Genomic DNA, 26374 nt, shown 5'->3' on the forward strand with positions numbered 1-26374 from the left:
GCGCATGTTCTGGCTCTTGCTTGGTCTCTTCTTTGCTGCGTGTGCAGGTGCGGGTTTTACCGGCGGTCTGTTCCCTCCCGGGCCGTGGTATCGCGCGTTGAAAAAACCGAGCTGGACTCCGCCGGACTGGGTGTTTCCCGTCACCTGGACGACACTCTATGTCTGCATGTCCGTCGCCGGGGCCCGTGCGGCGGTTGCACCGGACAACAGCGTGGCCATGGCACTCTGGTCTGTTCAGATTGCGTTCAACGGCCTCTGGACGCCCGTGTTCTTCGGGCTGCGCAACATCCGCATGGGCATGGGTATCATCATCGTCCTGTGGCTGGTGGTCCTGTGCACCATGCTGGCCCTCGGCGCGGTCGATACGGTCGCGGGCTGGCTGTTCGCGCCTTACCTGCTTTGGGTCACCATCGCCGCCGCACTCAATTTGAAAGTCTGGCAACTCAACCCCGAAGAAGCACGCAATCCACCGGCAATGCACGGCTGATCCTGCTTCATCTCGCCAGGAAAACTCCCCCCGGAGGGCCGGGTTGGGACCCATGCCGACGTCTAGTCAAAACGCCATCGCGGACGCCGCGGCACACGCACGGCAAGCATCGGCTTCAACAAGGGTGACCGGAACCGCACCAGATCCAGCGCTTCATGCACACCGGTTGTGCGCTCGCCGTCAATCACCGTCTCAACCGCACTCCGGTTGTAGAACGGTGCATCAAGCATCGCGAGACGCTGGCGCGCCTTGGCACCTTGGTCCCCCCGCGTTTCCCGCTTCACGGCCCAGAGCGACCGGGGCAATTTTGCCTTGGGCGGTATCGGAACGCTGTGCGCCGACCCGTCCGCGCCGAACCGGAATCCAGCTGCCAATTCGGACCCATCGAGGCGGGTTGCGTCGTAAAAACACGTGGCCCCGTCACCGGTCGGAAACCGGCCCCATGTCCAGTAGGAGAAATCCTCTTCCAGCGCGCGGGTCCCGAAATTGGCATCGAAATACCCCTCTCCGGTCCACTGCCAGCCGGGACGGTCAATCTCGACCTCGATGCGGGCCTTGGGCGCAAAGGGACGCCAGACATGGCTGTCATCCGGGGTTAGCGCCAATTCGACGCCGGTCACTGCCGACGGGATGACCCGGATTTGTCCGCGCACCCGCGATATCAAAGGGGGTGAGGACACCTCGTCGATATCAATGCACAGATGGTCACCCTGCCAGCACATCTTTGACGGACCGACCTCGAGCCGTGAGGCCGTCTGGCGCAGCGCGCTTTGCCCGCGGTCGGTCATGGTAAACCGCCCGCCCGGCCCATAGGTCGCGACGTTGATACAGACGTGGTTCTGTGGGTTCTTGCGGCCCGACCAGCGATACCAGGGCGAAAATACCGATCCGATGAACCCGATCACCGACACCGCGCGGGTGCCGCAGTCGCTCAGCCCGTCGACATACCACCACGCATAGCCGTTGGGGCCGACACTGACATTGAAGTTTGGTCGCTCAAGATCGCCTCGACCGCGTGCCGCGCGGAGAGGGTCGCCATCGGCACGCCCGCCCCCGGGTGCGTCCCGCCCCCCGCCAGGTACAGATTCGGGATCTGCGTCCGGGCGCGCGGGCGCTTCAGCGCTGCGGTCATCCCATGCGGGCTCTGGCCGTAAAGCGCGCCCAGGCTGCCGGGAAACATCCGCGCGAAAGCTTGGGGCGTTGTCACTGTTTGCGCTGTCGGTTTCGGGCTGAAGGTCATCCCGAACTGCGCCATCTGCTGCGTGATCTGATGAAGCCATGGGGTCAGGTCCTCGGGGTCGGTTGTGTCGTCGGTGGCGGGGGCGTTGGTGATGATCTCGAACCGTTCCACGGGCGGCGGCGCGCGGCCTTGCCCCCGGTCCAATGCGCAGATGTAGCAGGACGGCTGCGCGGGCACCCGTCCGGCCATCACATCACGAAACTCTGCGTCCGGGTCAGATTGAAAGAACACGTTGTGATGCACCAGATCATCCCGCGACGGCGTCGCGGCAAAGCTGAGCACGCGGGCGGAAAAACTCCGTGGCGCTCGTGTCGTGACCCGGGCCACATGTGACACGCCGGGGCCAAGCGCCCCGGTCGCCAGCGCCCGTGGGTCGCCTGCATGCACCAGAACGTCACAAGGCAGACGCGTTCCATCCCCCAAACATACAGCCGCCACGCGGTCGCCCTGCAATTCGATCCGCGCCACATCCGCGTCCGTGCGCAATGTGACGTCATGGGCCCGCAGGAGCGCTGCAATCGCCTCGACCAGCTTGTGCATGCCGCCCTCAACCACCCAGACACCGGCGGCCTCGGCCTGCCAGATCAGGGCGAGCAGACCCGGCGCATGGCTGGGACTGCCGCCGACATATGTGGCATAGCGGCCAAAGAGCTGACGCAGGCGCGGGTCGTCAAACGCCGACCGCAAAAGGCCACGCAGCGTCGAAAGCGGGGCCATGGCCGGGATAAGGCCGGGTTGTTTCAGCACGGTGCTTGTCAGCGTGGCCAGCTGCGGGTCGGCGGCCTGCATCATTGGTTGGTCAAAGGCGGCGAAGAGCCGCCGCGCCCGGCGGGAAAATTTCAGGAACTGGGCCGCGCTGTGATCCCCGGCAAAGGCCCGGACCGCGCCCATATTGCGCTCTTCATCATGGCAAAGGTCCAGCGTATTGCCATCAGGCCAGAAATGGCGCGCAAGCACATCCTGTTTGATCAGGCGGACGTGATCTTCCAGACGTTCGCCAAAAAGCGCGAAGAGGTCGTCAAAGACGTGCCGCATCGTCAGAACGGTCGGCCCCGCATCAATCGGCCCCGCAACCGAAGGAACGGTGCGTATCTTGCCGCCAGGCGTGCCGTGCCGCTCCAGAACACTCACCTGATACCCCGCCACGCGCAGGCGCATCGCGCAGGCAAGGCCCGCGATTCCCGCGCCGATGATCAACGCGCGCGGCGCCTGAGGTGTCGGTGTGACTTGCATGGGTGCGATTGTTGACTCGACAGGGCAATGTGTCCAGTATGATTTACACTTACGTGTCATTACTATGTGACATATTGCAGCCTCGGAGGCCCGCGCCATGGGATTGAGCACTCGGATTGAAGCGTCGATTGCAAGCGCAATTGCGCTTGGGCAGGGACGTGGCGTTGATGGCCGTCTCGCGACGCCACCGAAGCTGGCGGAAGCCTTGCATTATGCGACAGCGCCGGGCGGCGCCCGGATCCGTCCAACGATTTGCATGTCCGTCGCGATGGCCTGTGGCGATGACCGGCCGGGCCTGACGGATGCAGCGGCTGCGGCGCTTGAAATCATTCACTGCGCGTCGCTGGTCCACGATGACCTGCCCTGTTTTGATGATGCTGACGTGCGGCGCGGCAAGCCCAGTGTGCACCGTGCATTCTCGGAACCGCTGGCCGTGCTGGCCGGGGACAGCCTGATTGTCATGGCCTTTGAGATTCTTGCGCGGCAATCGCACCTGGCCCCCGAGCGGGTGACGCAGCTGATCCTGACGCTCGCGCGCCGCACCGGTATGCCGGGTGGGATCTGCGCCGGGCAAGGCTGGGAGAGTGAGGCGGACGTAGACCTGAGTGCCTACCATCAGGCCAAAACCGGCGCGCTGTTCATCGCCGCCACGCAGATGGGCGCGATTGCAGCCGGGCAGGAGGCGGAGCCGTGGTTCGAGCTGGGCGACCGCATTGGCGAGGCGTTTCAAGTGGCGGACGACTTGCGCGACGCGCTTTATGATGCGGACACATTGGGCAAACCTGCGGGTCAGGACGACCTGCACGGGCGCCCCAACGCGGTCACTGAATTTGGCGTGCAAGGCGCCATACAGCGACTCAAGGATATTCTGGGCGGTGCGATCTCCTCGATCCCGTCCTGCCCCGGTGAGGCGCAGCTTGCCGAGATGGTGCGCATGTATGCCGAACGCCTGACCCCCGTGATCAGCCCGACCCGCGTGCCCGGCGAATGACGGCGCAGGCGCATGATCTGCCGCAGTGGCGCGGTGGTTGGCTCAACCGCCTCGTGGCGCGTCCGGGGTTCCAAAGCTGGGCGGCCCGCTTCCCTCTGACCCGTGGCCGGGCCCGGGCCGATGGCGCGGCTCTGTTTGAGATCGTGCAGGGGTTTGTGCACAGCCAGGTGCTGATGGCGCTTGTGGAACTCGATATCTTCCGCCGCCTGCGGGCAGGTCCGCAAACGGCCGAGACGCTGGGTCAGGCCTGTGCCGTGCCTGCGGACCGCATGCAGATCCTGTTGCAGGCTGGCGCCGCGCAAGGATTGCTCAAGCGGAAACGGCGCGGGTTCGCGCTCGCGCGGCAGGGTGCTGCGTTGATGGGCGTGCCGGGGTTGGAGGCGATGATTCGCCACCACAAGGCATTCTATGACGATCTGAGAGATCCCGTTGCATTGCTGCGCGGGCCGGAAGACACGCAGTTGTCACGCTTCTGGCCATACGTGTTTGGCAAGGACATCGATCCCGGCGAGGCGGCGACATATTCCGATCTGATGGCGCAGTCACAGCGCCTTGTGGCCGAAGACACGCTACGCGCCGTTTCGCTGAAGGGCGTGCAGCACCTGATGGACATCGGGGGCGGCACAGGGGCGTTTCTGGAGGCTGCGGGCCATATGGCCAGGGACATGCACATGACCTTGTTCGATCTGCCGCAGGTGGTGCCGGAGGCCCAGGCGCGCTTTGATGCTGCCGGCATGGCCGATCGTGTCCGCATCGCGCCGGGGTCGTTCCGGGATGACGCGCTGCCGGACGGTGCTGACGCGATATCGCTGGTACGGGTGCTGTATGACCATGCGGATGACACGGTTCGTGACCTTTTGGCCAAAGTGTTCGATGCGCTGCCGCCCGGTGGCCGCCTGATCGTCTCTGAACCGATGGGGGGTGGGGCACGGCCTGCACGCGCAGGGGACGTGTATTTCGCGTTTTACACCATGGCGATGCAGACCGGTCGCGCCCGATCCGCTGCGGATATCCGCGCGCTTTTGGAACAGGCGGGATTCGCGCAGATCAAGTGCCCGAAGCCTGCGCGTGACTACGTCACCGGCGTGGTCACTGCGGTGCGTCCAGCCTGAGTGACAGGCTTAAACCACGAAAGTGTCTAATATAATTGACACTACAGATTGTCCAATTAGAATGACACTAAGACATGACGCCGCCGTGAGTCTCTTTCGACAGGGCAAAGCGGACGGCGCACAACATGGAGACTGACTTGGAAACCGCTGCCGTTCTGCTGAAAGGTCCCAAAGACCTTGATCTGGACACCCTGGCCCTTTCGGCGCCGGGCCCTGCGGATTTGGTCGTCGACATCAAGCATTCAGGAATTTCCACCGGAACGGAAAAGCTGTTCTGGTCTGGTGAGATGCCGCCCTTTCCCGGCATGGGATACCCGCTTGTCCCCGGCTACGAGGCGGCGGGCGAAGTGGTCGAGGCGGGCAACCTGACCGGTTTCAAGCCGGGGGATCATGTATTTGTGCCGGGTGCCAATTGCTACGAAGGGGCTTTTGGTCTTTTTGGTGGTGCGGCGCGCCGTGTGGTGACCGACAGTGAGCGCGTAACTCGCATCGACGCGGGCTTCGGTGCCGAGGGCGCATTGCTTGCGCTTGCGGCAACGGCGCGGCACGCGATGGCCGGAATGAACAAGGCCGTGCCAGACCTGATCGTGGGTCACGGCGTGCTGGGCCGCTTGCTGGCGCGGCTGACGATTGCATCGGGTGCGCCTGCGCCAACGGTGTGGGAAATCGATGCCGACCGTCGCCAGGGCGCAACCGGGTACGAGGTGATCGACCCCGAAGAGGATCCGCGCCGCGATTACAACTCAATCTATGACGCGTCCGGCCAGGGATCGCTTTTGAACGATCTCGTGGGGCGGATTGCAAAGGGTGGCGAAGTGGTTCTGGCCGGGTTCTATACCGCGCCGCTCAGCTTTGCCTTTCCGCCGGCCTTCATGAAAGAGGCGCGGTTCCGCGTGGCTGCGGAGTGGACGCGTGACGACCTCGCCGCGACCCGCGCGCTTGTTGAGTGCGGCGCGCTGCGGCTCGATGGACTGATCACACACAAGCGGTCTGCGCAGGATGCGCGGGCGGCTTACGAACAGGCGTTCACCGATGGCGCCTGCCTGAAAATGATTTTGGATTGGGAGCACTGAGCCATGAAAGACGAAGTTCCTAATCTCAAGGATTTCGATCAACGCCTGAAGGATGAAGCCAACGAAGACCTGGCAGACATCATCCCGCAGGAGGCGACAAAGGACACCCAGATCATCGCGATCTATGGCAAGGGCGGGATTGGCAAATCCTTCACCCTCGCGAACCTGAGCCACATGATGGCCGAACAGGGCAAGCGTGTGCTGCTGATTGGCTGCGATCCGAAATCGGACACGACGAGCCTGCTGTTTGGCGGCAAGGCGTGCCCGACGATCATCGAAACCTCCACCCGCAAGAAGCTAGCGGGTGAAGAGGTGCAGATCGGTGATGTCTGTTTCAAGCGTGGCGGCGTGTTCGCGATGGAACTGGGCGGACCGGAGGTCGGCCGTGGCTGTGGCGGACGCGGGATCATCCACGGCTTTGAACTTCTGGAAAAGCTGGGCTTTCACGATTGGGACTTTGACTATGTCCTGCTGGATTTCCTGGGTGACGTCGTTTGTGGCGGCTTTGGCCTGCCCATCGCGCGGGACATGGCGCAAAAGGTGATCCTCGTTGGTTCGAACGATTTGCAGTCGCTGTACGTGGCCAACAACGTGTGTTCCGCGGTTGAATACTTCCGCAAGTTGGGCGGCAATGTGGGTGTCGCCGGTCTCGTGATCAACAAGGATGACGGATCGGGTGAGGCGCAGGCCTTTGCCAAGGCGGTGGATATTCCGGTCCTGGCCTCGATCCCGCAGGACGATGACCTGCGCAAGAAGTCGGCCAATTATCAGATCGTGGGCACCGCGGAGAGCCAGTGGGGCGCGCTGTTTGCCGAACTGGGCATGAATGTCGCCGCTGCCCCGCCCGTGCGTCCCGCACCGCTCAGCCAGGATGGCTTGCTGGAACTGTTCGACGGGTCCGAAACCGGTGCCGGTATCGAACTGCAACCGGCCACGGACATGGACATGCGCGGCAAAAACGCAGCACCGAAGGAATCGCTGGAGGTCATCTATGACGATGCATGACGCCAGCGGCCACCTGACCACGCTGAGCAAGGCGCTCGACATGGTGGATGACAGCCGGAAAATGGTTGCCGTAAGCCGTACTACGGTCTCGAAATCGAAGCGGCGTGCAGAAGTAGCCGGTATCCGGTGTGCACACGCGCGCCGGTCGCTGCCGGACCCCGGCAATGGGTCCAACCAGTGAGCACCAAAGTCACATATGACGCCGCCGATGCGGTGGAGGTGACAAAGGGGCACCCGCGCGAGGCTGAGATGCCCGCAGTGGAGGCGCCTGTGGACGGCCTTGGATGTCATTCCGGGTCCGAGATGGAGAAGGCCGCCCGCATGGCCGGCAACTCCGAGATGCTGGACAAGTTTGCCGCTGACTATCCGCAAGGGCCGCATGACAAACCGCAATCGATGTGTCCCGCCTTTGGGTCGCTGCGCGTTGGGCTGCGGATGCGCCGGGTGGCAACTGTGCTGAGCGGGTCGGCTTGCTGTGTTTACGGTCTGACGTTCGTGTCCCATTTCTATGGAGCGCGGCGGTCGGTCGGTTATGTGCCGTTCAATTCCGAGACGCTGGTGACCGGCAAGCTGTTCGAGGACATTCGCGAATCTGTCCACGATCTGGCCGATCCCGAGAAATACGATGCCATTGTCGTGACGAACCTCTGTGTTCCGACGGCCTCTGGCGTGCCTCTTCGGCTGTTGCCGGATGAGATCAATGGTGTCCGGATCGTCGGGATCGACGTGCCCGGATTTGGTATTCCCACTCATGCTGAAGCCAAGGATGTTCTGGCTGGAGCAATGCTGAACTATGCCCGCGCCGAGGTAGAGGCGGGGCCGGTGGCCGCTCCCGTGGGTGGGAAGTCTGACCGCCCGACTGTGGCGCTGCTGGGAGAGATGTTCCCGGCGGACCCCATGATGATCGGGCAGATGCTGGCGCCTTTGGGTCTGGCAGCGGGGCCTGTGGTGCCGTGCCGCGAATGGCGTGAGCTCTATGCCGCTTTGGACAGTGCCGTCGTGGCGGCGGTGCATCCGTTCTACACATCCGCTGTGCGCGAGTTTGAGGCCGCAGGTCGTCCCGTTGTCGGGTCTGCGCCTGTGGGCCGGGACGGCACGGCGGCGTGGTTGGCGAATATCGGCGCGGCCTATGGTTGCAGTGCCGAGCAAGTGGCCGAGGCGCAGAACGCTGTCCTCCCTGCGATTTCTGCTGCCTTGGCTGCGACACCGATCAAGGGTCGGATAACGTTGTCGGGCTATGAAGGGTCAGAATTGCTGGTCGCGCGTCTGCTGATCGAGAGCGGGGCGGAGGTGCCTTATGTGGGCACAGCCTGTCCGCGGACGCCTTGGAACGCCGATGATCAGGCGTGGCTTGAAGCCAAGGGCGTGAAGGTGAAATTCCGCGCGTCGCTGGAAGATGATTGTGCGGCGATGGAGGCGGTGAAGCCTGACCTCGCTATTGGGACGACCCCCGTGGTGCAGAAGGCCAAGGAGTTGGGTGTTCCCGGTCTGTATTTCACCAACTTGATTTCGGCGCGGCCCCTGATGGGTGTGGCCGGGGCCGGATCGCTGGCCGAGGTGATCAACGCCGCCATCGCCAACAAGGGGCGCATGGATCACATGCGTGAGTTCTTTGAAGGCGTGGGCGAAGGTGACACCGCTGGGGTCTGGGAAGGTGCGCCGAATGTTCGGCCGGATTTCCGGGCGCAGAATGCGAAGAAGCTTGAGCGTCAAGCCAAGGCGGCGAAGGCCGCGGAGATGATTTGATGTTGGCGCGGGTGACATACGCGCCGACGGTGGGCAGGAACTGCCCACCCTACGTAGGGTGGGCAGTTTTGCCCACCACTGGTGGTGCCGCATGCTGATCATGGATCATGACCGCGCGGGCGGATACTGGGGTGCTGTTTACGCGTTCTGCGCCGTGAAAGGCCTGCAATGTGTGATCGACGGACCCGTGGGCTGCGAGAACCTGCCGGTGACCTCCGTCCTGCATTACACCGACGCTTTGCCGCCGCATGAGTTGCCCATCGTGACCACCGGTCTTGGCGAGGAAGAGTTGGGCCGCGACGGCACCGAGGGCGCGATGAAGCGGGCTTGGGGCACGCTCGACCCGGCGCTGCCAGCCGTTGTGGTGACGGGTTCAATTGCCGAGATGATCGGCGGGGGTGTGACGCCCCAAGGCACGAATATTCAGCGATTCCTGCCGCGCACCATTGATGAAGATCAGTGGGAAGCGGCGGATCGGGCGATGACCTGGATCTTTACCGAATTCGGTATGACCAAGGGTCGGATGCCGCCCGAGAAGAAACGCGAGGAAGGTGCGCGTCCTCGCGTGAATATCCTTGGTCCGATGTATGGCACGTTCAACATGCCATCCGATCTGGCCGAGATCCGCAGGCTGGTCGAAGGGATCGGCTGCGAGGTCAACATGGTGATGCCCTTGGGTGCGCATGTGGCCGAAATGAGAGATCTGGTAAATGCGGATGTGAACATCTGCATGTACCGCGAGTTCGGGCGCGGGTTGTGCGAGCTTCTTGCCAAGCCGTATCTACAAGCCCCGATAGGGGTCGAGAGTACCACCAAGTTCCTGCGCGCACTGGGGACCTTGGTGGGCCTCGACCCCGAACCTTTTATCCAGCGCGAAAAGCATTCGACGCTGAAGCCTGTGTGGGACCTGTGGCGGTCCGTGACGCAGGATTTCTTTGCCACCGCCAGCTTTGCGGTTGTGGCAAACGAGACCTATGCCCGTGGCATTCGCCTGTTCCTCGAAGAGGACATGGGCCTGCCCTGTGCCTTTGCGGTCGCACGTGTGGCAGGGAAGAAGACCAACAACGAGGAGGTTCGCGCCTGGATGGCGCAAAAGCGCCCCTTGGTGGTCTTTGGGTCGATCAACGAAAAGATGTATCTGGCGGAGTTGAAAGGCGGGCATGGACCGAGCCCTGCCTTCATCCCGGCCTCGTTCCCCGGTGCCGCGATCCGGCGGGCCACGGGCACGCCCATGATGGGTTATGCCGGGGCGACGTACCTGATCCAAGAGGTCTGCAATGGCCTCTTTGATGCGCTGTTCCATATCCTGCCACTGGCCACCGACATGGATGCCGCCGAAGCCACACCAACAACCCTGCGCCGTGACTTCCCCTGGGATGCCGATGCGCAGGCCATGCTCGACCGGATTGTCGAGCAACATCCCATCCTGACCCGGATTTCCGCCGCAAAAACACTGCGCGATGCCGCTGAGCAAGCAGCGCTCGACGCAGGGGCCGACCGGGTCGTGATTGAAACCGTGCGCGCACTCGATCCTGCCCTGGCGGGATCGTCAGAAGACAAGGATCCGGCTTTGGCCGGGTCGTCAGACCAAGTTTCCGAGGGAGGAACACCATGACTGACATGACGTCCAATCTGACCACCGAAGCGCCGAAAAAGCGCGCGGGGCTGAAGACCGAATTCATGGTCTATTTCGCGATCATCTTTGTGGCGACGCTGCCGCTGGCCTGCCTGACCTGGGCGCTGGCCGCGATCAAATCGCGTTCGTTCACCGACAAGGGCCCAATGGCCCGGGCCTGGACCCAAGCGCGGATCATCACGCCGATGATCTTCAACGCGTGACGACCCGACCGACACATACCGAATTTCTCAGCGAATGTGCGCCTGCTGAGACATCGAACTGGACGCCTGGCAACAGGTGGACAGAGCCCGGAGGGGGTGACCCCAAAGGACCCGGCCGCGGGGTGCGCGGCGTCAGCATAATATTCCGGAGGAATTCTTATGGCTGATAATCACCTGTCTTTCACAGGTCTCACAGACGAGCAGGCGCAAGAGCTGCACGCTGTCTATATGAGCGGGCTCTGGCTTTTCACAGCCGTTGCCGTTGTCGCTCACTTGGCAGTGTTCATCTGGCGTCCGTGGTTCTGAGGAGGGATTAGCAAATGGCAAAGTTCTACAAGATCTGGCTCATCTTCGATCCCCGCCGTGTGTTTGTTGCACAAGGCGTCTTTCTGTTCCTGCTTGCGGCGATGATTCACCTCGTCCTGCTGAGCACTGGTGCCGAAGGCTTCAACTGGTTTGAAATCGCCGCTGCAGAGCGCGCGGAGTAATTCCGGTCACCAAGACAACGCCGCGGGCGGGGTAACAGTGCGCCCCGCCTGCCCGCGGCAATCCAGGTAATCCAAGACGGCTGACGACCCCGCCGGGGCACGCGCCGCCAATTGCGGAGAATAGAACGATGGCTTTGCTATCCTTCGAACGTAAGTATCGCGTCCGCGGAGGGACGCTGATCGGCGGCGATCTGTTCGACTTTTGGGTAGGCCCCTTTTACGTGGGCTTTTTCGGGGTCACGACCGCCTTTTTCGCCCTGCTGGGCACCGTGCTCATCTTTTGGGGCGCATCCCAACAGGGCACGTTTAACCCGTGGCTGATCAATATCGCGCCGCCTGACCTGAGCTATGGTCTGGGCCTCGCACCGCTGCTCGAAGGCGGGCTGTGGCAGGTCATCACGATCTGTGCGACCGGCGCATTCGTCAGTTGGGCGCTGCGCGAGGTGGAAATCTGCCGCAAGCTGGGCATGGGCTATCACGTGCCCATCGGTTTTAGTTTTGCGATCTTTGCCTATGTGACGCTCGTCATCTTCCGCCCGCTTTTGATGGGCGCGTGGGGGCACGGGTTCCCGTATGGGATCTTCAGCCACCTCGATTGGGTGAGCAACACGGGCTACGCCTATCTGCACTTCCACTACAACCCGGCGCACATGCTGGCCGTCACGTTGTTCTTCACGACGACACTGGCGCTGGCGCTGCACGGGGCGCTGATCCTGTCGGCGGCGAACCCTGAAAAAGGGTCGGAGGCGCTGACACCGGATCACGAAGACACGTTCTTTCGCGACTTCATCGGCTATTCGATCGGCACGCTGGGCATTCACCGTCTGGGCTTCCTGCTGGCGATCAATGCCGGGTTCTGGAGCGCGGTGTGCATCATCATCTCCGGTCCCGTCTGGACCTCCGGTTGGCCCGAGTGGTGGAACTGGTGGCTGAACATGCCGATCTGGGGTGCCGATCCGCTGCCTGTCTATCAATCCGGATTTGGGGGGTAAGGTCATGGGTATCAAAGCCGAATATCAAAACATCTTCACCCAGGTTCAGGTTCAGGGCACGCCCGAATGGGGCATGGACGACAATGGCACGATGCTCGAAGAGCGCGTCGGCACGCCGTGGTTCTCCAAGTTGGCCGGCCTCTTTGGCAACGCGCAAATCGGGCCGATCTACCTTGGCTGGACCGGCATGGTGTCGCTGGCCACGGGCCTGATCTGGTTCGTGATGGTCGGGCTGAACATGCTGGCGCAGGTCGGCTACAGCTTTCCCGAATTGCTGCGGCAACTGTTCTGGCTGGCGCTTGAGCCGCCATCGCCGGAATATGGCCTGCGCATTCCGCCGCTGAATGAGGGCGGGTGGTATATCATCGCCTCGTTCTTCCTGCTGGTGTCGGTCATGACATGGCTCTTGCGGAGCTACCTGCTGGCGCAGCAGCACAAGATGGGCAAACACGTGTTCTGGGCGTTCGCATCCGCCGTGTGGTTGTTCCTGGTGCTCGGTCTCTTCCGTCCGATCCTGATGGGATCGTGGTCGGAGGCTGTGCCTTATGGCATTTTCCCGCACCTTGACTGGACCACGGCGTTCTCGATCCGCTACGGCAACCTCTACTACAACCCGTTCCACTGTCTTTCGATCGTGTTCCTTTATGGCTCTGTCCTGCTGTTCTGTATGCACGGCGCGACCATTCTGGCGGTCACCCGCTATGGCGGCGACCGCGAGCTGGAGCAGATCTATGACCGCGGCACGGCCACCGAACGCGCGGCCCTGTTCTGGCGCTGGACCATGGGGTTCAACGCCACGATGGAGGGCATCCACCGGTGGGCGTGGTGGTTTGCGGTGCTGACCCCGATCACGGGCGGGATCGGCATCCTGCTCACCGGGACAGTTGTCGACAACTGGTTCATCTGGGCGCAGGAGCACAATTTTGCACCGGCCTATGACGGAGCCTATGGCTACGAAGATTACGGCTCATACGAAGCCTTCATCGGGAAGGAGAACTGATCATGCTACCCAAGTGGTTTGACTCATGGAACAAGGCCAACCCGACGAACATCTTTGGCCCGGCCATTCTGGTGGGCGCGGTCGGTGGGGCGCTTTTCGTGGCGGCACTGCTGGTCACGTGGGGCAACCCGGCGCAGACCTCCAGCATGCAGACGGGTCCGGCGGGTACGGGCATGTCGGTGCCGGAATACAACGTGGCGCGTCTTGCGCCCGATCCGGATATCGACGCCTACTATACCGAGCCGCCATATGTGCCCGAAGGCGGAGAGCCGCTGGCCAAGGACATCTATGAGAATGTTCAGGTGCTGGGCGATCTGACCGAAGACAACTTCAACCGCGTGATGCTCGCCATGACGCAATGGGTGTCGCCGGAACAGGGTTGTGCCTACTGCCATGGCGAGGTTGATCTGGAAGAATACGGCAATGATGACCTCTATACCAAGGTCGTCAGCCGCCGCATGATCCAGATGACGCAGCACATCAACGAAGAGTGGGACGCGCACGTCAATGCCGTCGCCGAGGTGGGGGTCAATTGCTATACCTGCCACCGTGGCGAGAACGTGCCAAGCGACATCTGGTTCAACGTCACGCCCGTGAACGAGCGGGTCGCTGGGTGGGCTGCGGTGCAGAATCGCGCCACCTCGATGAGCCAGTCAACATCGCTGCCGTCGAACGCGCTCGAGGTGTACCTGACCGATTACGACAGCCTGGTGAACGTCCATGATCTGGAAAGCCGCGTTGCCGGTGTGCCGGGTCTGACCGAGGACGTGGCCACGATCCAGAAGACCGAGATGACGTATTCGCTGATGAATTACTTCTCGAACTCTTTGGGCGTGAACTGCGTGTTCTGTCACAACAGCCGGGCGTTCTACGATCCCGCGCAATATACGCCGCAATGGGGTATCGCGCAGCTGGGCCGTCAGATGGTGATCGAGCTGAACCAGGAATACCTGATCCCGCTCAAGGACACCTATCCGGCCGAACGGTTGGGCCCGATCTATGCGGATGCGCCCAAGGCCGCCTGCCGGACCTGCCACAAAGGCTACCAGCGTCCGCTGCAAGGCATGAACGTCACGGATGACTGGCCGGAATTGGTCACGACCGAGGCCCCCGTTTACGAATAGGGTCCTTGACCCCACGACATGTTCCGCGGCTGCACCCTGTTGCTGCCGCGGGGCGCCAGGCACGGGCCATCGGCTTCCTTGGTCCGGGCGCGGGGTCCTCTGACCCCGGTTCCCTTCCTGTTGGCTACAGGAACCTGGCGTCGTGTTTGCCCAGAGCAGGCACGGCGCCTTTTTCGCCCAACACATGTCGCGGGCAAGGCGGCAGGGCGGTGAGATGAAAGGACGTGCGCAGATGACAAATACCCCAACACTGGACCGTGTCGCGGGCCCGCAAGACCTCAAGACGCTCAGCGATGCAGAACTGACCACTCTGGCCGACGAATTGCGCCAGGATGTGATTTCCGCCGTGTCAAAGACGGGCGGGCACCTTGGGTCGTCATTGGGTGTGGTGGAATTGACCGTCGGCATCCACGCGGTGTTCGACACGCCGCGAGACAAGGTTATCTGGGACGTGGGGCACCAATGCTATCCGCACAAGATCCTGACCGGGCGGCGCAGCCGCATGGGCACGTTGCGCCAGAAGGACGGGCTGAGCGGCTTCACCAAGCGCAGCGAGAGCGAATATGATCCCTTTGGTGCGGCGCACTCCTCCACGTCGATCTCTGCCGCACTTGGGTTCACGGTGGGCCGTGACATGGGGATGCCCACGGGCGACGCGGTTGCGGTGATCGGCGATGGGTCGATCAGCGCCGGCATGGCATATGAGGCACTGAACAACGCCGGTCACGAAGGCCGCCGCCTGTTCGTGATCCTCAACGACAACGAGATGAGCATCGCGCCGCCCACCGGCGCCATGAGCACCTATCTGTCGAACCTCAGCCGCAATTCTCCGCTCGCCCCGCTGCACGCGATTGCCGAAGGGATGGAACAGGCGCTGCCCAAGCCGATGCGTGACGGTGCCCGCCGTGCGCGCGAGATGGTGACCGGGGTCGCCAGCAAAGGCACGTTCTTTGAAGAACTGGGGTTCGACTATATCGGTCCCATCGACGGCCATGACATGGCCGAGGTGCTGAACGTTCTGCGCGCCGCGCGCACCCGCGCCGATGGCCCGGTCCTGATCCACGCCTGCACGGTAAAGGGCAAGGGATACGCCCCCGCTGAAGGGTCCGCCGACAAGTATCACGGGGTGTCCAAGTTCGACGTGGAGACGGGCGAGCAGTCCAAGGGCAAGAGCAACGCGCCCTCCTACACGTCGGTGTTCGGGGCGACCCTGACGGACCTCGCTGCCGAAGACCCTGCATTGGTCGCAATCACGGCGGCGATGCCGTCCGGTACGGGTGTCAACAAGATGCAGGACCGGTTCCCGTCCCGCGTTTTCGACGTCGGCATTGCCGAACAACATGCGGTGACCTTTGCCGCTGGCATGGCGGCGAGCGGTCTCAAGCCGTTTTGCGCCATCTATTCGACGTTCCTGCAACGCGGGTACGATCAGGTGGTGCATGATGTGGCGCTGCAGAACCTGCCGGTGCGCTTTGCGCTGGATCGGGCCGGTCTTGTGGGCGCGGATGGCGCGACCCATGCGGGGGCCTTTGACATCGGATACCTTGCGGCTCTGCCGAACATGGTCGTGATGGCGGCCTCCGATGAGGCCGAATTGGTGCACATGACGACGACCGCCGCCGCGCATGACAGCGGCCCCATCGCCTTCCGCTATCCGCGGGGCAATGGGCGCGGGGTCGAGATGCCAGAGCGCGGAGAAGTGCTTGAGATCGGCAAGGGGCGCATTGTGCAAGAGGGCCACGACGTTGCGCTCTTGTCCCTTGGCACGATGCTGGATGATTGCGAACGCGCCGCTGCCACCCTGGAGGCCGAAGGTCTGTCCGTGACCATCGCCGATGCCCGCTTTGCCAAGCCGCTGGACATGGACATGATCCGCGACCTGGCATCACGCCATACGGTGCTGGTGACCGTTGAGCAGGGTGCCATGGGGGGCTTTGGTGCGATGGTGCTGCAGGCCATGGCCGCAGAAGGGATGCTGGATCAGGGCCTGAAGGTGCGGACCTTGTGCCTGCCGGATCGGTTCATCGATCAGGCGGGACCGGAGGACATGTATGCCTCTGCCGGGCTTGATGCCGATGGGATCGTGTCGACAGTGCGCCACGCGATGGGCTCGGCTGGCGACAAGACGAACGTCGTTGACCTCATCGCCGGGGAATAGCGCCTAGCTGCTCAGGACGCCGCGGATCGGATTTTGTTGCGCGAATTGCAGGGTCAGTTCCGCCACGACATCCGGCGCGTCCCAGTGGATCGAATGTCCCGCCCCTTCGACAATGTGGTGCGGCAGGTGGTTCAGGACAGCCAGGATGTGATCCGGCGGCACGATCAGGTCCAGCGCCCCGATCAGAACCTGGGTGGGACATTTGGGCCGGGCCAGTGCCGCACCATCAAACCCGCGCAAGGCCGTCAACTGATGCGCCATCGCGTCCGCGGTCTGCGCATGTGGGTAGGCGAGGCTGTCGGCAATGGCCTGATCGACGGCGGCCGGATCATCATAGACGCTCGGGTTGAAGAGCCACGGAAAGAGCGCGCGCAGCCACGTATCAGGCGGTGCGGCACTGCGCCGGATCGAAATGAGATTGGCAAAGAGCGCGGTGTTGCGGGCCAGCCGCACAGGGGCGGATGCGGCGATATGGGTAGAGGCCATGCGCATCGGCACCATCTGCGCCATGTGCAAGGCAATGATGCCGCCCATCGAATGGCCGATCACGTGATAGAGTTCGTGGCCCAAATGATCCATCAGCGCCAGCGCGTCCTTGCACATCAGATCTATGGAAACCGGCGCATCCCATGGCGCCGTGCGCCCGGTGGCCCGATTGTCGGGCCGGATGCACGTGAAATGCGGCGCCAACCGAGCCACCAGCGGGTCCCAACTGCTGTGATCCGACATGAACCCGGCCAGCATCAGGAGCGGCGGACCGCTCCCCTCCACAGTGAAGTGCAAAGTGACGTCGTCACGCTCAAGCGTCGGCATTCAGCTGGCTCCAGGTGGGCAGGATATCGTTCGGGGCCGGGGTCGCCGCATGAACCCCGCGTGCAATTGCGCGCGCCAGGCAGAGCGCGGCGGCATGGCCGATGACGCCCAGGTCTGATGGATCAGGCAAAGATACGGCGCCCGTGGCTGCGCCAAAGACAAGATCGCCGTCACTGGGGCTGTGTGCGGGTACGCAGGCGCGCGCGATCCCGTCATGGGCCGCGATGGCCATCCGCTGGCACTCCGCCTTGTCGAGGGTGGCGTCGGTGGCCACGATGGCGATCGTGGTATTGGCGTGTTCCATCATCGCGGTGACCTTGCGCCGGTCCGGGCTGCGCCCCAGGCCGGTGGCGGGATCGGGACCGACGCCACCGAATTCGCCGTCGATTTCGAACGGCGCGGCCCAGAAGTGCCGGTCGCCTGGCGTTGTCACGCTGCCCATCGGATTGGCCGCGACCAACGCCGCAACGGAAATCCCGCTGTCGAGGATCAGGGAGGCGGTGCCAAGACCGCCCTTCATCGCGGCGGTTGTCGCACCGGTGCCTGCGCCGACGGAACCGATATCCGTGTGGTTTGTTGCCGCGTCAAATGCCGCACGGCCCAGGGCCGGATAGGGGTTCGTGGTCCAGTCGTGATGGCCGCCCGCAAGCAGGTCGAACAGGATGGCACCGGGCACAATCGGCACGATGGCTGGCCCGACCTTGTATCCGCGCCCCACGGCGCGCAACCCGGCCACGGCGCCGCTGCAGGCGTCCAGCCCATAGGCAGACCCGCCCGACAGCACGAGGGCATCCACCTGAGCCACGGATTTGTCCGGGGCCAGCAGATCGGTTTCCCGCGTCCCCGGCGCGCCGCCCATCACGTGAACAGACGCGGTAAAGGGCGCATCCGCCGTCATGACAGTCACGCCGGATTTCAGTGTGGCGTCCTGTGCGTGGCCGACCTTGATCCCCGTGATGTCCGTGATTGCGTTTTGCGGGCCTGGGGTCATGAGATTCTATGCCTCCGGCGGGAGTTTATCTTGCGAGATGAAGGGGATCAGATACGCGGTTTCGGCGCTGCGGTTTCAGGATCGCCGGTGTTGGGCACGCCCTTGGGTTCAATGAGCAGCACCTTGCATTCCTGTGCGGCGCGGGGACGGTGCGTGACCCCTTTGGGCACGATGAACAATTCACCCGTTCCGACCGGGTGGCTCTGATCCTCAAGGTCCATGACCATTTCGCCTTCGAGCACGAGAAAGAAATCGTCCGTGTCCTCGTGCAGATGAAATGGGAACTCCCCCTGGAACTTGACCACCATGACGTCGTTGCCGTTGTAGTCGGCAATCACATGTGGGTCCCAATGTGAGCTGAACTGGCCCAGTTTGTCGGCAAGGTTGACCGGTTTCATATGCAGCGTCCTCCGTCGATTTCGAGTGCAACGCCCGTGATCATCGAGGCCGCATCCGAGCACAGGAATGTGGCGGCGGCGCCCATGTCCTGGGGTGTCGAAAAGCGACCCAATGGGATCGTGGCGAGGAATTTTTCGCGCATTTCGGGGCTGTCTTCGCCCATGAAGCTCTTGAGCAGGGGCGTCTCACCCGCGACCGGGTTCAGCGCGTTCACGCGGATACCGTGGGGCGCGAGTTCGACGGCCATTGCCTTTGTCGCGGTGATCATCCAGCCCTTGGACGCGTTGTACCAGTTGAGCTGTGGCCGGGGCGACACGCCGGCGGTCGAGGCGATGTTGAGGATCGCGCCCGCCTTGCGTGCCTTGAAATGCGGCACGAGGCTGCGCGCGGTGAGGTAGACGGACTTGGCGTTGACGGCGAGCACGCGGTCAAAGTCATCCTCGCTCACGTATTCCAGGGCTTGCGGCATATGCGTGATGCCCGCGTTGTTGACGAGGATGTCGAGGTGGCCGAAGGCGGTCATGGCGGTATCGACCATCGCTTGAACCGAAGGCCCGTCTGCCACGTCGACGATGCACGCGGTGCCGCCGATGTCTTGTGCGACCTGTTGCGCGCCGTCGGCGTTGAGGTCTGCGACCAGCACCCGCGCGCCTTGGGCGGCGAAGGCGCGGGCGATCCCTGCGCCAAAGCCGGACGCGGCCCCGGTGACGATGGCGGTTTTGCCGTCAAGTTGCATAGGGCACCTCCTTGATGAATTCGCGGATCAGGTGTGTGACCGTCGCGGGTTTATCGGTGTCGAGCAGATGGGCCGCCCCGTCGATCAGGTGGTAGTCCGCGTGGGGCAGCGCGTCGGCGAGGCGTTCGCCAAAGGGGGGCGGCATGATCGGGTCCTTGTCACCCGACAGCACGAGGGCCGGGCACCGGACCTGTGCCAGCGCGTCGTGGAAATCGAACCGCCCCTGTTCGTTGGCTGGCCCGTTGTAGTGCATGGCGACCGGGTTCTTGAGGATCATGCGTTGCATGACGTGCGGATCGGGTACGGTGCGTGAGTAGAGCGGCAGGCAGACATCGAAATAGTCCTGCCGCCGTTCTGGCGTTGGATCCGACCAGTAGGTGCGCGCGATGCGCCCGGCCACCTCTCCGCCGACGCGCTCAAACGCAGCGTAGATCGTGTCGAAATCCGTGCGCGCTGTCGTGGCCAGCAGGATGAGGCCGCCCACATGGTCCGGATGCTGCGTGGCATAGGCTTGGGCCACCACGCCGCCAAAGGACGCGCCAAAGACGATGGGGTGTTGCACTCCGAGGATGTCGCAGAGCGTACGCACGTCATCGCCCCATTGCGCCAGCGTCCAGTCGGCAGGATCGCCGTCATCGGACCGCCCATTGCCGCGGTGATCCACATAGATCACCTGAGCCAGGTCGCTGATCTGCGCCATCAGCGGCCGCAGGATCGAATGATCCGCACCGGGTCCGCCATGCAGGGCAACCACCGTGTGGCGCTGGCGCATGAACGGGCCGTCGGGCACCAGCGTGGGGCCCTCCACATCGACAAACAGCCGGACCCCGTTCACCTCGATCCGCATCAGTAGGTGGCCCGCCCGCCCGATTGGTCAAAGCAGAACCCGGTGGTGAAACTCGCCTCGTCCGAGGCCAGCCAGCAGGCCATTGCGGTGATCTCTTCGACCGTACCAAAGCGGCCCATGGGGATCTTTGACTGCATGAAGTCGATATGCTCCTGCGTCATCTGGTCGAAAATCGCAGTGCGCACGGCTGCGGGTGCAATCGCGTTGGCGGTCACACCCGAGGTCGCCAGCTCCTTGCCCAGGGATTTGATCAGCCCGATCACGCCCGCCTTGGACGCGGAATAAGCGGGAGCGTTCGGATTGCCGTCCTTGCCTGCGATGGAGGCGATGGTGACGATCCGGCCCCAGCCCTTGTCCGTCATGATCGGCGCGGCAGCACGGCAGCAGTAGAACACGGCGTGCAGGTTCAGCATATGCACCGACAGCCAGTCCTCGACGCTATACTCCCATGTGGTCGCATTTGGCCCGGTGATCCCGGCGGAACAGACCAGCACATCGGGCTGCGTTTCTGTCATGGCCCAGGACACGGCGTCGGGGTCGGTCACGTCGATCTGGCGGGTGGTGATGCGGTCCTGTTGCACATGGGCCAGGGCTTCGCCGTTGATGTCCCAGACTTCGACCGTGGCCCCTTCGGCGGCGAGGCGGGTGGCGATGCCTTCGCCAAGGCCAGATGCGCCGCCCGTGACGACGCAGTGCCGTCCCTTGAACCGATTTTCAAACATGTGTCCCCCCGCGATGTGCTGCATCAATCTGCGCTGGCCTGCGGCGGGTCGCAACGGTTTTCCGTTCTGCGACCGTGTCGGCCCTCGTACCGGGCGCGGGTTCGCCTATGTTGGCGCTCATGCAACGCCCGCTTTTCATCGGATCGGACATATACCGCGGCTCGTCCTATGGGGCGTGGCATCCGCTGCGTGTGCCGCGCGTGTCGACGGTGATTGACCTGTCACGCGCCATGGGATGGTTGCCACCGCAGGTCTATGTCCCCAGTCCGCGGGTCAAGCCCGACACGCTGACGATCTGGCACACGGCGGAGTATGTGCATGCGCTTCATGCAGCTGAGGCCGCGCAAGCGGTGTCCGATGAGGTCCGCGCCCGACATGCCATCGGCACGCCGTCCAATCCGGTATTCCCCGAAATGTACCGGCGCCCGGCCACGGCGGCCGGTGGGTCGCTGCTGGCGGGTGAACTGTTGGCGCAAGGCGGTATTGTCTATCACCCCGCAGGCGGGACGCATCACGGGATGCCGGACCGGGCGGGCGGGTTTTGCTACCTCAATGACCCGGTACTTGCGATCCTGTCGTTGCAGCGCAACGGAGCCCGACGGGTGGCCTATGTGGACATTGATGCGCATCACCCGGATGGCGTCGAACATGCCTTTGGCGATGACCCGGACGTCCTGATGATCTCGGTGCACGAAGAGGGGATATGGCCGCGCACCGGTGCACTTGGTGTGAGCGGCGACGGCTCGACCCTGAACCTGCCTGTGCCCCGCGGGCTGAATGACGATGAAATGGCGCTGATTGCCGAAGCGCTGATCCTGCCACAGGTCCAGCGCTTTGCCCCCGATGCGCTGGTCCTGCAATGCGGCGCGGATGGCGTCGAAGAGGACCCGCAGGCGCATCTGTCCCTGTCCAATCAGGCGCATGTGCATATCGTGAGGGGCCTGATGGGGCGTGCGCCGCGCACGCTTGTTCTCGGTGGCGGCGGGTACAATCCATGGTCTGTCGGGCGGCTCTGGACCGGGGTGTGGGGGGCGCTCAACGGGTTTGAGGTGCCCGACAGGCTCGACGCCGCAGCGGAGGCGGTTCTGCGCGCGTTGCGCTTTGACGGGAACCGGCGCGGGCGCAACCCGCCTGAACACTGGTTCACGACACTGGCCGACGCGCCACGCAACGGCCCGATCCGGGACGACATTCGCGTGCGGCTCTCGCAACTGGGCGTCTGACGGCACGTTACGCACGCACCGGTGGCGCATGACGCCCGCGCCTGCTAAACGCCTGCGCAGAATTCAGCCAGCGAAAGGTCAGGCCCATGAGCGCCACCGCCCGCAAATCCGCGCCCCTGCCCGACGACATCCGGGACATGAAGGGTGGCGCGCCGATCGTCAGCCTCACCGCATACACCACTCCGATGGCACAGATGATGGACGCGCATTGCGACTTTGTCCTTGTGGGGGACAGTGTCGGCATGGTGCTGCACGGATTGCCGTCCACGCTGGGCGTCACGATGGATATGATGGTGATGCATGGGCGGGCCGTGGCGCGCGGGCTCACATCGGCGATGATGGTCGTGGACATGCCATTTGGCAGCTACGAAGAAGGCCCCGAACAGGCGTTCCGTAACGCGGCCCGGATCATGGCCGAAACGGGCGCGGCTGCCGTCAAGCTCGAAGGTGGACAGCACATGGCCGACACTATCGCGTTCCTGGTTGCGCGTGGTGTTCCGGTGATGGCGCATATCGGGCTGACGCCGCAATCGATCAACACGCTCGGCGGTTACAAGGTGCAGGGCCGCGGCAACGCGGCGGCGGCGCTGATGGCGGATGCGCAGGCCATGGCGGAGGCGGGCGCATTCTCGGTCGTTCTGGAAAAGGTGCCCGCGACCCTCGCGGATGAGATCACGGCAGGGATTCCGATCCCGACCATCGGCATCGGTGCATCGGCGGGATGTGACGGGCAAATCCTCGTGGTGGACGACATGCTGGGCCTGTTCACGGCGTTCAAGCCCAAGTTCGTCAAACGATACGCGTCCCTGGGCACGGATGGCGAAGCCGCCATTGCCGCCTACGCAGAAGAGGTCCGCGCCCGCAGCTTTCCGGCGGCGGAACACATGTTCGGCGATACGGCCCCCAAGAGCAAACCATGACAGCGCCGATCATTCGCACCCGCGCCGACCTGCGCGAGATGACGCGCGGCTGGACCCGTGCGGGCGAGACCATCGGCGTGGTGCCGACCATGGGCGCGCTGCATGACGGCCACCTGAGCCTCGTGGCGCGGGCCAAGGACATGTCGGACCGCGTGATCGTGACGATCTTTGTGAACCCCAAGCAGTTCAACAATCCCGAGGACCTCGAAAACTATCCGCGCACCGAACATGAGGACGCGCGCAAGCTGGAACGGTTTGTGGTGGATGCAATCTATGTTCCCGACGGGGCGCAAATGTACCCGGATGGGTTTGCAACGACGGTCAGTGTCGACGGGCTGACCAATGTGCTGTGCGGCGCGCATCGGGCCGGGCATTTCGACGGTGTGGCCACCGTTGTGACCAAGCTCTTTACCCAGACGTCAGCGGATCTGGCGTTTTTTGGCGAGAAGGATTTTCAGCAGTTGCAGGTGGTTCGGCGCATGGCGCGGGATCTCGACCTTGGGGTCGAGGTTGTGGGCTGCCCGACGATCCGGGAGATGGACGGGCTGGCCATGTCATCGCGCAATCTGCTGTTGTCGGATCAGGCGCGCAGCCGGGCGTCGGCCCTGAACGCAGTGATGGAAGACATGGCGGAGGCTTTGACCAAGGGCGCCGCAATTGACGACCTGTTACCGGAAGCCAAGGCGCGGCTGGCGGCGGCGGGTTTTGGCGATATCGACTATCTCGAGATGCGCACGAATGAAACGCTGACCCTCATCGACCGGGCGACCGAACCCGCAAGGCTGTTTGCCGCGGCGTATATGGCAGGCGTGCGGTTGATCGACAATATTGATGTGCCTGTGACGACCTGAACCAATGCGTTTGGGGCCTGACCCGCCATGAATGTGGCAAAGATAAATAACGTGTACCAAGCGCAGCCAAAGGCCACAGCGCGATCGATGTTAAAGGTATGCGACGAAAGGGTGGGTTTGTTCCTTTGCCTGTCGTATATCATCTGACCATAGAGTAAGATCTGTTTTTAGAAAGACGAGCACAGATTTGGACTTTGAGGTTCTTCGGCTTTTGGGCGCATCCGCCAGCAGCGTTGCCGTGATCGGATCGATTGTCGCGATGTTCTGGAAAGGTGATGACGCGATTTCAGACGAAGCGCGGGAAGCCCTGTCAAAGGCGTTACAGAGATTGGAAGTTCGACTGACACCGCAATCGTTCGGTGAACAGTACATCGGCGCGTTTAATCAGGTTTTTGGGGAAAACCACCTCAGCGTACGCTCTTTTTTGCACTGCATGTTGGTATCGTTTGTGTCCGTCACGGTCTTGTACGGACTCTGGGCCTCTTTCGCGCCGGACCGCGAGAGCGTGAGCAGCGTTATTATTGGACTTCTCTTTGCAGCGCTCTTTTTCAACGTATTGCCGGACTACGTTTCGCTCTGGCAAACGCGATGGGTGCTCAACCGGCTGACGGGCGTGAATTCGACATTGGTCCAGTTTCTCTGGTTGATTGCCGATTTGATATGCACTGCCTTCATATTCTTCTTTGTGTCCGGTCTGGTCATGGTTCTTGCCTTCCTTCCGACTGCCGGCGGAATAGAGGAAATGATCGTCGCATTTATGTTACCATTCCTTTTTTTCAGTTCTGGCGGCGACGCACCACTGGGCGCAATGCCCGAATTGATGCCGCTATTTTATTCGACTTTCGTGACATCGCTCTGGATCTGGCTGCTCGCGCTGGGGCAACAGCTTTTGGGGCGAATGAACGTTCACCATCCCTTGTTGTTTGTTCTTCCAATCAAGACCAAACCAATGCGGTCGATCGGCCTGTTTTTGGGGCTTATTGCGGCTGTCGTTCTCACCTTTGTTTGGCTGGTCCGGTTGCTGATTGGCTAACCGAGAGGCCGCGGAGGAGATCTTCGCGACGGTCTGGCGCAGATCAGCGCGGCAACAACAGGGTTTCGAGCGCGGCACCCATCACCTTGGCGCTGTCGAGCATATCGGTGATGCCGACCCATTCGTCGGGTTTATGTGCCAGTTCCAGCTCACCCGGCCCATAGGCAATGCAGTTGCGCAGCTTGCCGATGCGGTCGATATGCTTTTGATCATAGGAGCCGGGGGAGGCGACATAGGTCGGCTCCACCCCCAGGACGCTTTCGATGGCCGCATGGACCGTTTCCACGACGGGCGCGGATTTGTCGGTCATTGAGGGCAGCACCACGTTCAAGTCTCGCAAATCATACTCGAACCGGTCCCGCGATTCCTTGAGCCCGTCGAGCAGGTCCACCACTTCGGCCCGCACCTGTTCGAGGTTTTCCTCCACGAGGAACCGCCGATCAATCACGATGCGGCAACTGTCCGGGACACAGTGGGCGGGCAACCCGTCATAGTCGTCGACCTGTTCCGGCTGGCCGCCGTGGATGGAGTTGATGTTCATCGTCGACTGTCGCGCCCCGTCAGGTACCACGGGCATGTCCGTGTGGCGGCGTGCCATGGCCGGGTAGAGGTCGGTTTCGAACCTGTCGAGAACGGCCCCCATATGGCGCACGGCGCAATCGCCGAGAAAGGGCATGGAACCGTGGGCAATCTCGCCCTTCGTCTCAATTTCCGCCCACCAGCCCCCGCGATGCCCGAGGCAGATCCGATCCTTGTTGAGCGGTTCGGGGATGATCACGTGCTGAACGCGGGCGGGGTCGAAAAATCCCTGTTCGGCAAGATAGGCGACACCGCCATAGCCGCCCGATTCCTCGTCCGCCGTGGCGCTGATCTCTATCGCACCGGTGAACCGGGGGTGTTCTGCAACGAAGGCTTCTGCTGCGATGATGGCCGAGGCAAGCCCACCCTTCATATCACAGGCACCACGCCCATAGATGCGGTCGCCATCCATGTCCGCGCCAAACGGATCGCGGGTCCAGCCCTGACCAACCTCGACCACATCATGGTGCCCGTTGAAGTGAACGCAGTCGCCGGGTTGCGACCCTTCGAACCGGGCAACAACGTTCCAGCGGGGGTAGGTGTCGCTGTCTCCCGGCGTGCCGGTGGCGCGGATCAGTTGCACGTCAAACCGTGCCTTGCGCAGGCGCTCGGCGATCAGGTCGCAGATGTCGCGATAATGCGCCCCCGGCGGGTTCAGCGTCGGGATGCGGATGAGGCTTTGCGTCAGGGCGATGAGGTCATCGCGCTGGCCATCGATGCGGGTGTTCAGGGTCATGGCGCCAGTTTTGGCCGGTGCGCTTCGATTGGCAAG

At 62.9% G+C, this 26374-nt stretch carries 28 protein-coding genes; 19 read left to right on the plus strand and 9 right to left on the minus strand.

Features of this window, described 5'->3' with window-relative positions; translation table 11 throughout:
• Window positions 1-4 precede the first annotated feature (4 nt).
• Window positions 5-487, plus strand: coding sequence for a tryptophan-rich sensory protein TspO (gene tspO / locus ACERHN_RS10795; protein ID WP_415922642.1), 483 nt, complete (start codon window positions 5-7; stop codon window positions 485-487).
• Window positions 488-549: 62 nt separating this feature from the next.
• Here tspO and crtC read toward each other — a convergent pair whose 3' ends face one another.
• Both crtC and crtD read right to left on the minus strand, forming a co-directional pair.
• The gene (gene crtC, locus ACERHN_RS10800; protein WP_415922724.1) at window positions 550-1392 is read right to left on the minus strand and encodes a carotenoid 1,2-hydratase; all 843 of its coding nucleotides are present in this window, start codon (window positions 1390-1392) and stop codon (window positions 550-552) included.
• A gap of 26 nt (window positions 1393-1418) precedes the next feature.
• The gene (gene crtD / locus ACERHN_RS10805; RefSeq protein WP_415922643.1) at window positions 1419-2960 is read right to left on the minus strand and encodes a 1-hydroxycarotenoid 3,4-desaturase CrtD; all 1542 of its coding nucleotides are present in this window, start codon (window positions 2958-2960) and stop codon (window positions 1419-1421) included.
• Window positions 2961-3057: 97 nt separating this feature from the next.
• On the opposite strand from crtD, the gene ACERHN_RS10810 reads away from it, so the two are divergent.
• The 14 genes from ACERHN_RS10810 to dxs all read left to right on the plus strand — a co-directional run bounded on the left by ACERHN_RS10810 (window position 3058) and on the right by dxs (window position 16488).
• On the plus strand, window positions 3058-3951 hold the full coding sequence (locus ACERHN_RS10810) for a polyprenyl synthetase family protein (protein WP_415922644.1): 894 nt from the start codon (window positions 3058-3060) through the stop codon (window positions 3949-3951).
• Complete coding sequence (locus tag ACERHN_RS10815; RefSeq protein ID WP_415922645.1) at window positions 3948-5063, plus strand: methyltransferase; 1116 nt, start codon at window positions 3948-3950, stop codon at window positions 5061-5063. The genes ACERHN_RS10810 and ACERHN_RS10815 overlap by 4 nt, the downstream gene beginning before the upstream one ends.
• A gap of 137 nt (window positions 5064-5200) precedes the next feature.
• Window positions 5201-6136: a chlorophyll synthesis pathway protein BchC gene (bchC, locus tag ACERHN_RS10820; protein ID WP_415922725.1), complete on the plus strand. Its 936-nt coding sequence runs from the start codon at window positions 5201-5203 to the stop codon at window positions 6134-6136.
• A 3-nt stretch (window positions 6137-6139) separates the two neighbouring features.
• Complete coding sequence (locus tag ACERHN_RS10825) at window positions 6140-7141, plus strand: chlorophyllide a reductase iron protein subunit X (RefSeq protein ID WP_415922646.1); 1002 nt, start codon at window positions 6140-6142, stop codon at window positions 7139-7141.
• Window positions 7128-7322, plus strand: coding sequence for a hypothetical protein (locus tag ACERHN_RS10830; RefSeq protein WP_415922647.1), 195 nt, complete (start codon window positions 7128-7130; stop codon window positions 7320-7322). The genes ACERHN_RS10825 and ACERHN_RS10830 overlap by 14 nt, the downstream gene beginning before the upstream one ends.
• Window positions 7319-8887: a chlorophyllide a reductase subunit Y gene (gene bchY, locus ACERHN_RS10835; RefSeq protein WP_415922648.1), complete on the plus strand. Its 1569-nt coding sequence runs from the start codon at window positions 7319-7321 to the stop codon at window positions 8885-8887. The genes ACERHN_RS10830 and bchY overlap by 4 nt, the downstream gene beginning before the upstream one ends.
• Before the next feature lie 91 nt (window positions 8888-8978).
• On the plus strand, window positions 8979-10502 hold the full coding sequence (gene bchZ / locus ACERHN_RS10840; RefSeq protein ID WP_415922649.1) for a chlorophyllide a reductase subunit Z: 1524 nt from the start codon (window positions 8979-8981) through the stop codon (window positions 10500-10502).
• Window positions 10499-10726 carry a cytochrome PufQ gene (pufQ, locus tag ACERHN_RS10845; protein ID WP_415922650.1) on the plus strand — a complete coding sequence of 76 codons (228 nt, stop codon included), beginning with the start codon at window positions 10499-10501 and terminating at the stop codon, window positions 10724-10726. The genes bchZ and pufQ overlap by 4 nt, the downstream gene beginning before the upstream one ends.
• A 159-nt stretch (window positions 10727-10885) precedes the next feature.
• Complete coding sequence (gene pufB / locus ACERHN_RS10850) at window positions 10886-11032, plus strand: light-harvesting antenna LH1, beta subunit (RefSeq protein WP_299685083.1); 147 nt, start codon at window positions 10886-10888, stop codon at window positions 11030-11032.
• Window positions 11033-11046: 14 nt separating this feature from the next.
• Entirely contained in the window at window positions 11047-11214 is a 168-nt protein-coding gene (pufA, locus tag ACERHN_RS10855) for a light-harvesting antenna LH1, alpha subunit (RefSeq protein ID WP_299685085.1), read from the plus strand.
• Window positions 11215-11342: 128 nt separating this feature from the next.
• The gene (gene pufL, locus ACERHN_RS10860) at window positions 11343-12206 is read left to right on the plus strand and encodes a photosynthetic reaction center subunit L (protein WP_415922651.1); all 864 of its coding nucleotides are present in this window, start codon (window positions 11343-11345) and stop codon (window positions 12204-12206) included.
• A 4-nt stretch (window positions 12207-12210) separates the two neighbouring features.
• Window positions 12211-13206, plus strand: coding sequence for a photosynthetic reaction center subunit M (gene pufM / locus ACERHN_RS10865; protein ID WP_415922652.1), 996 nt, complete (start codon window positions 12211-12213; stop codon window positions 13204-13206).
• Window positions 13207-13208: 2 nt separating this feature from the next.
• Window positions 13209-14330, plus strand: coding sequence for a photosynthetic reaction center cytochrome PufC (gene pufC, locus ACERHN_RS10870; RefSeq protein WP_415922653.1), 1122 nt, complete (start codon window positions 13209-13211; stop codon window positions 14328-14330).
• Window positions 14331-14562: 232 nt separating this feature from the next.
• Window positions 14563-16488 (plus strand): 1-deoxy-D-xylulose-5-phosphate synthase, encoded by a 1926-nt coding sequence (dxs, locus tag ACERHN_RS10875; RefSeq protein WP_415922654.1) that lies wholly within the window; start codon window positions 14563-14565, stop codon window positions 16486-16488.
• Between the two features lie 3 nt (window positions 16489-16491).
• Here the strand turns inward: dxs and ACERHN_RS10880 are convergent, their stop codons facing one another.
• From ACERHN_RS10880 to ACERHN_RS10905, 6 genes are read right to left on the minus strand one after another with little or no spacing between them, the layout of a single operon-like run.
• Window positions 16492-17301, minus strand: a complete 810-nt coding sequence (locus ACERHN_RS10880) for an alpha/beta fold hydrolase (RefSeq protein ID WP_415922655.1) — start codon at window positions 17299-17301, stop codon at window positions 16492-16494.
• Entirely contained in the window at window positions 17288-18292 is a 1005-nt protein-coding gene (locus ACERHN_RS10885; protein WP_415922656.1) for a P1 family peptidase, read from the minus strand. Before ACERHN_RS10885 ends, ACERHN_RS10880 begins: the two co-directional genes overlap by 14 nt.
• Before the next feature lie 47 nt (window positions 18293-18339).
• On the minus strand, window positions 18340-18690 hold the full coding sequence (locus ACERHN_RS10890; protein WP_415922657.1) for a cupin domain-containing protein: 351 nt from the start codon (window positions 18688-18690) through the stop codon (window positions 18340-18342).
• Window positions 18687-19427, minus strand: coding sequence for an SDR family oxidoreductase (locus ACERHN_RS10895; RefSeq protein WP_415922658.1), 741 nt, complete (start codon window positions 19425-19427; stop codon window positions 18687-18689). Before ACERHN_RS10895 ends, ACERHN_RS10890 begins: the two co-directional genes overlap by 4 nt.
• On the minus strand, window positions 19417-20274 hold the full coding sequence (locus ACERHN_RS10900) for an alpha/beta fold hydrolase (protein WP_415922659.1): 858 nt from the start codon (window positions 20272-20274) through the stop codon (window positions 19417-19419). Before ACERHN_RS10900 ends, ACERHN_RS10895 begins: the two co-directional genes overlap by 11 nt.
• On the minus strand, window positions 20274-20996 hold the full coding sequence (locus tag ACERHN_RS10905) for an SDR family NAD(P)-dependent oxidoreductase (protein WP_415922660.1): 723 nt from the start codon (window positions 20994-20996) through the stop codon (window positions 20274-20276). The genes ACERHN_RS10900 and ACERHN_RS10905 overlap by 1 nt, the downstream gene beginning before the upstream one ends.
• A 119-nt stretch (window positions 20997-21115) precedes the next feature.
• Here ACERHN_RS10905 and ACERHN_RS10910 point away from each other — a divergent pair, with 119 nt between their 5' ends.
• The 4 genes from ACERHN_RS10910 to ACERHN_RS10925 all read left to right on the plus strand — a co-directional run bounded on the left by ACERHN_RS10910 (window position 21116) and on the right by ACERHN_RS10925 (window position 25023).
• A complete protein-coding gene (locus ACERHN_RS10910; RefSeq protein ID WP_415922661.1) occupies window positions 21116-22219 on the plus strand; it encodes an acetoin utilization protein AcuC in 1104 nt (367 codons plus the stop codon).
• Between the two features lie 86 nt (window positions 22220-22305).
• A complete protein-coding gene (gene panB / locus ACERHN_RS10915) occupies window positions 22306-23139 on the plus strand; it encodes a 3-methyl-2-oxobutanoate hydroxymethyltransferase (protein ID WP_415922662.1) in 834 nt (277 codons plus the stop codon).
• Window positions 23136-23990, plus strand: coding sequence for a pantoate--beta-alanine ligase (panC, locus tag ACERHN_RS10920; RefSeq protein ID WP_415922663.1), 855 nt, complete (start codon window positions 23136-23138; stop codon window positions 23988-23990). The genes panB and panC overlap by 4 nt, the downstream gene beginning before the upstream one ends.
• Window positions 23991-24177: 187 nt before the next feature.
• Window positions 24178-25023, plus strand: a complete 846-nt coding sequence (locus tag ACERHN_RS10925) for a hypothetical protein (RefSeq protein WP_415922664.1) — start codon at window positions 24178-24180, stop codon at window positions 25021-25023.
• A gap of 43 nt (window positions 25024-25066) precedes the next feature.
• Here the strand turns inward: ACERHN_RS10925 and ACERHN_RS10930 are convergent, their stop codons facing one another.
• A complete protein-coding gene (locus ACERHN_RS10930) occupies window positions 25067-26338 on the minus strand; it encodes an acetylornithine deacetylase/succinyl-diaminopimelate desuccinylase family protein (RefSeq protein ID WP_415922665.1) in 1272 nt (423 codons plus the stop codon).
• Window positions 26339-26374: the final 36 nt, after the last annotated feature.

It is taken from the genome of Tateyamaria rhodophyticola (assembly GCF_047777875.1).
Classification (GTDB): Bacteria; Pseudomonadota; Alphaproteobacteria; order Rhodobacterales; family Rhodobacteraceae; genus Tateyamaria.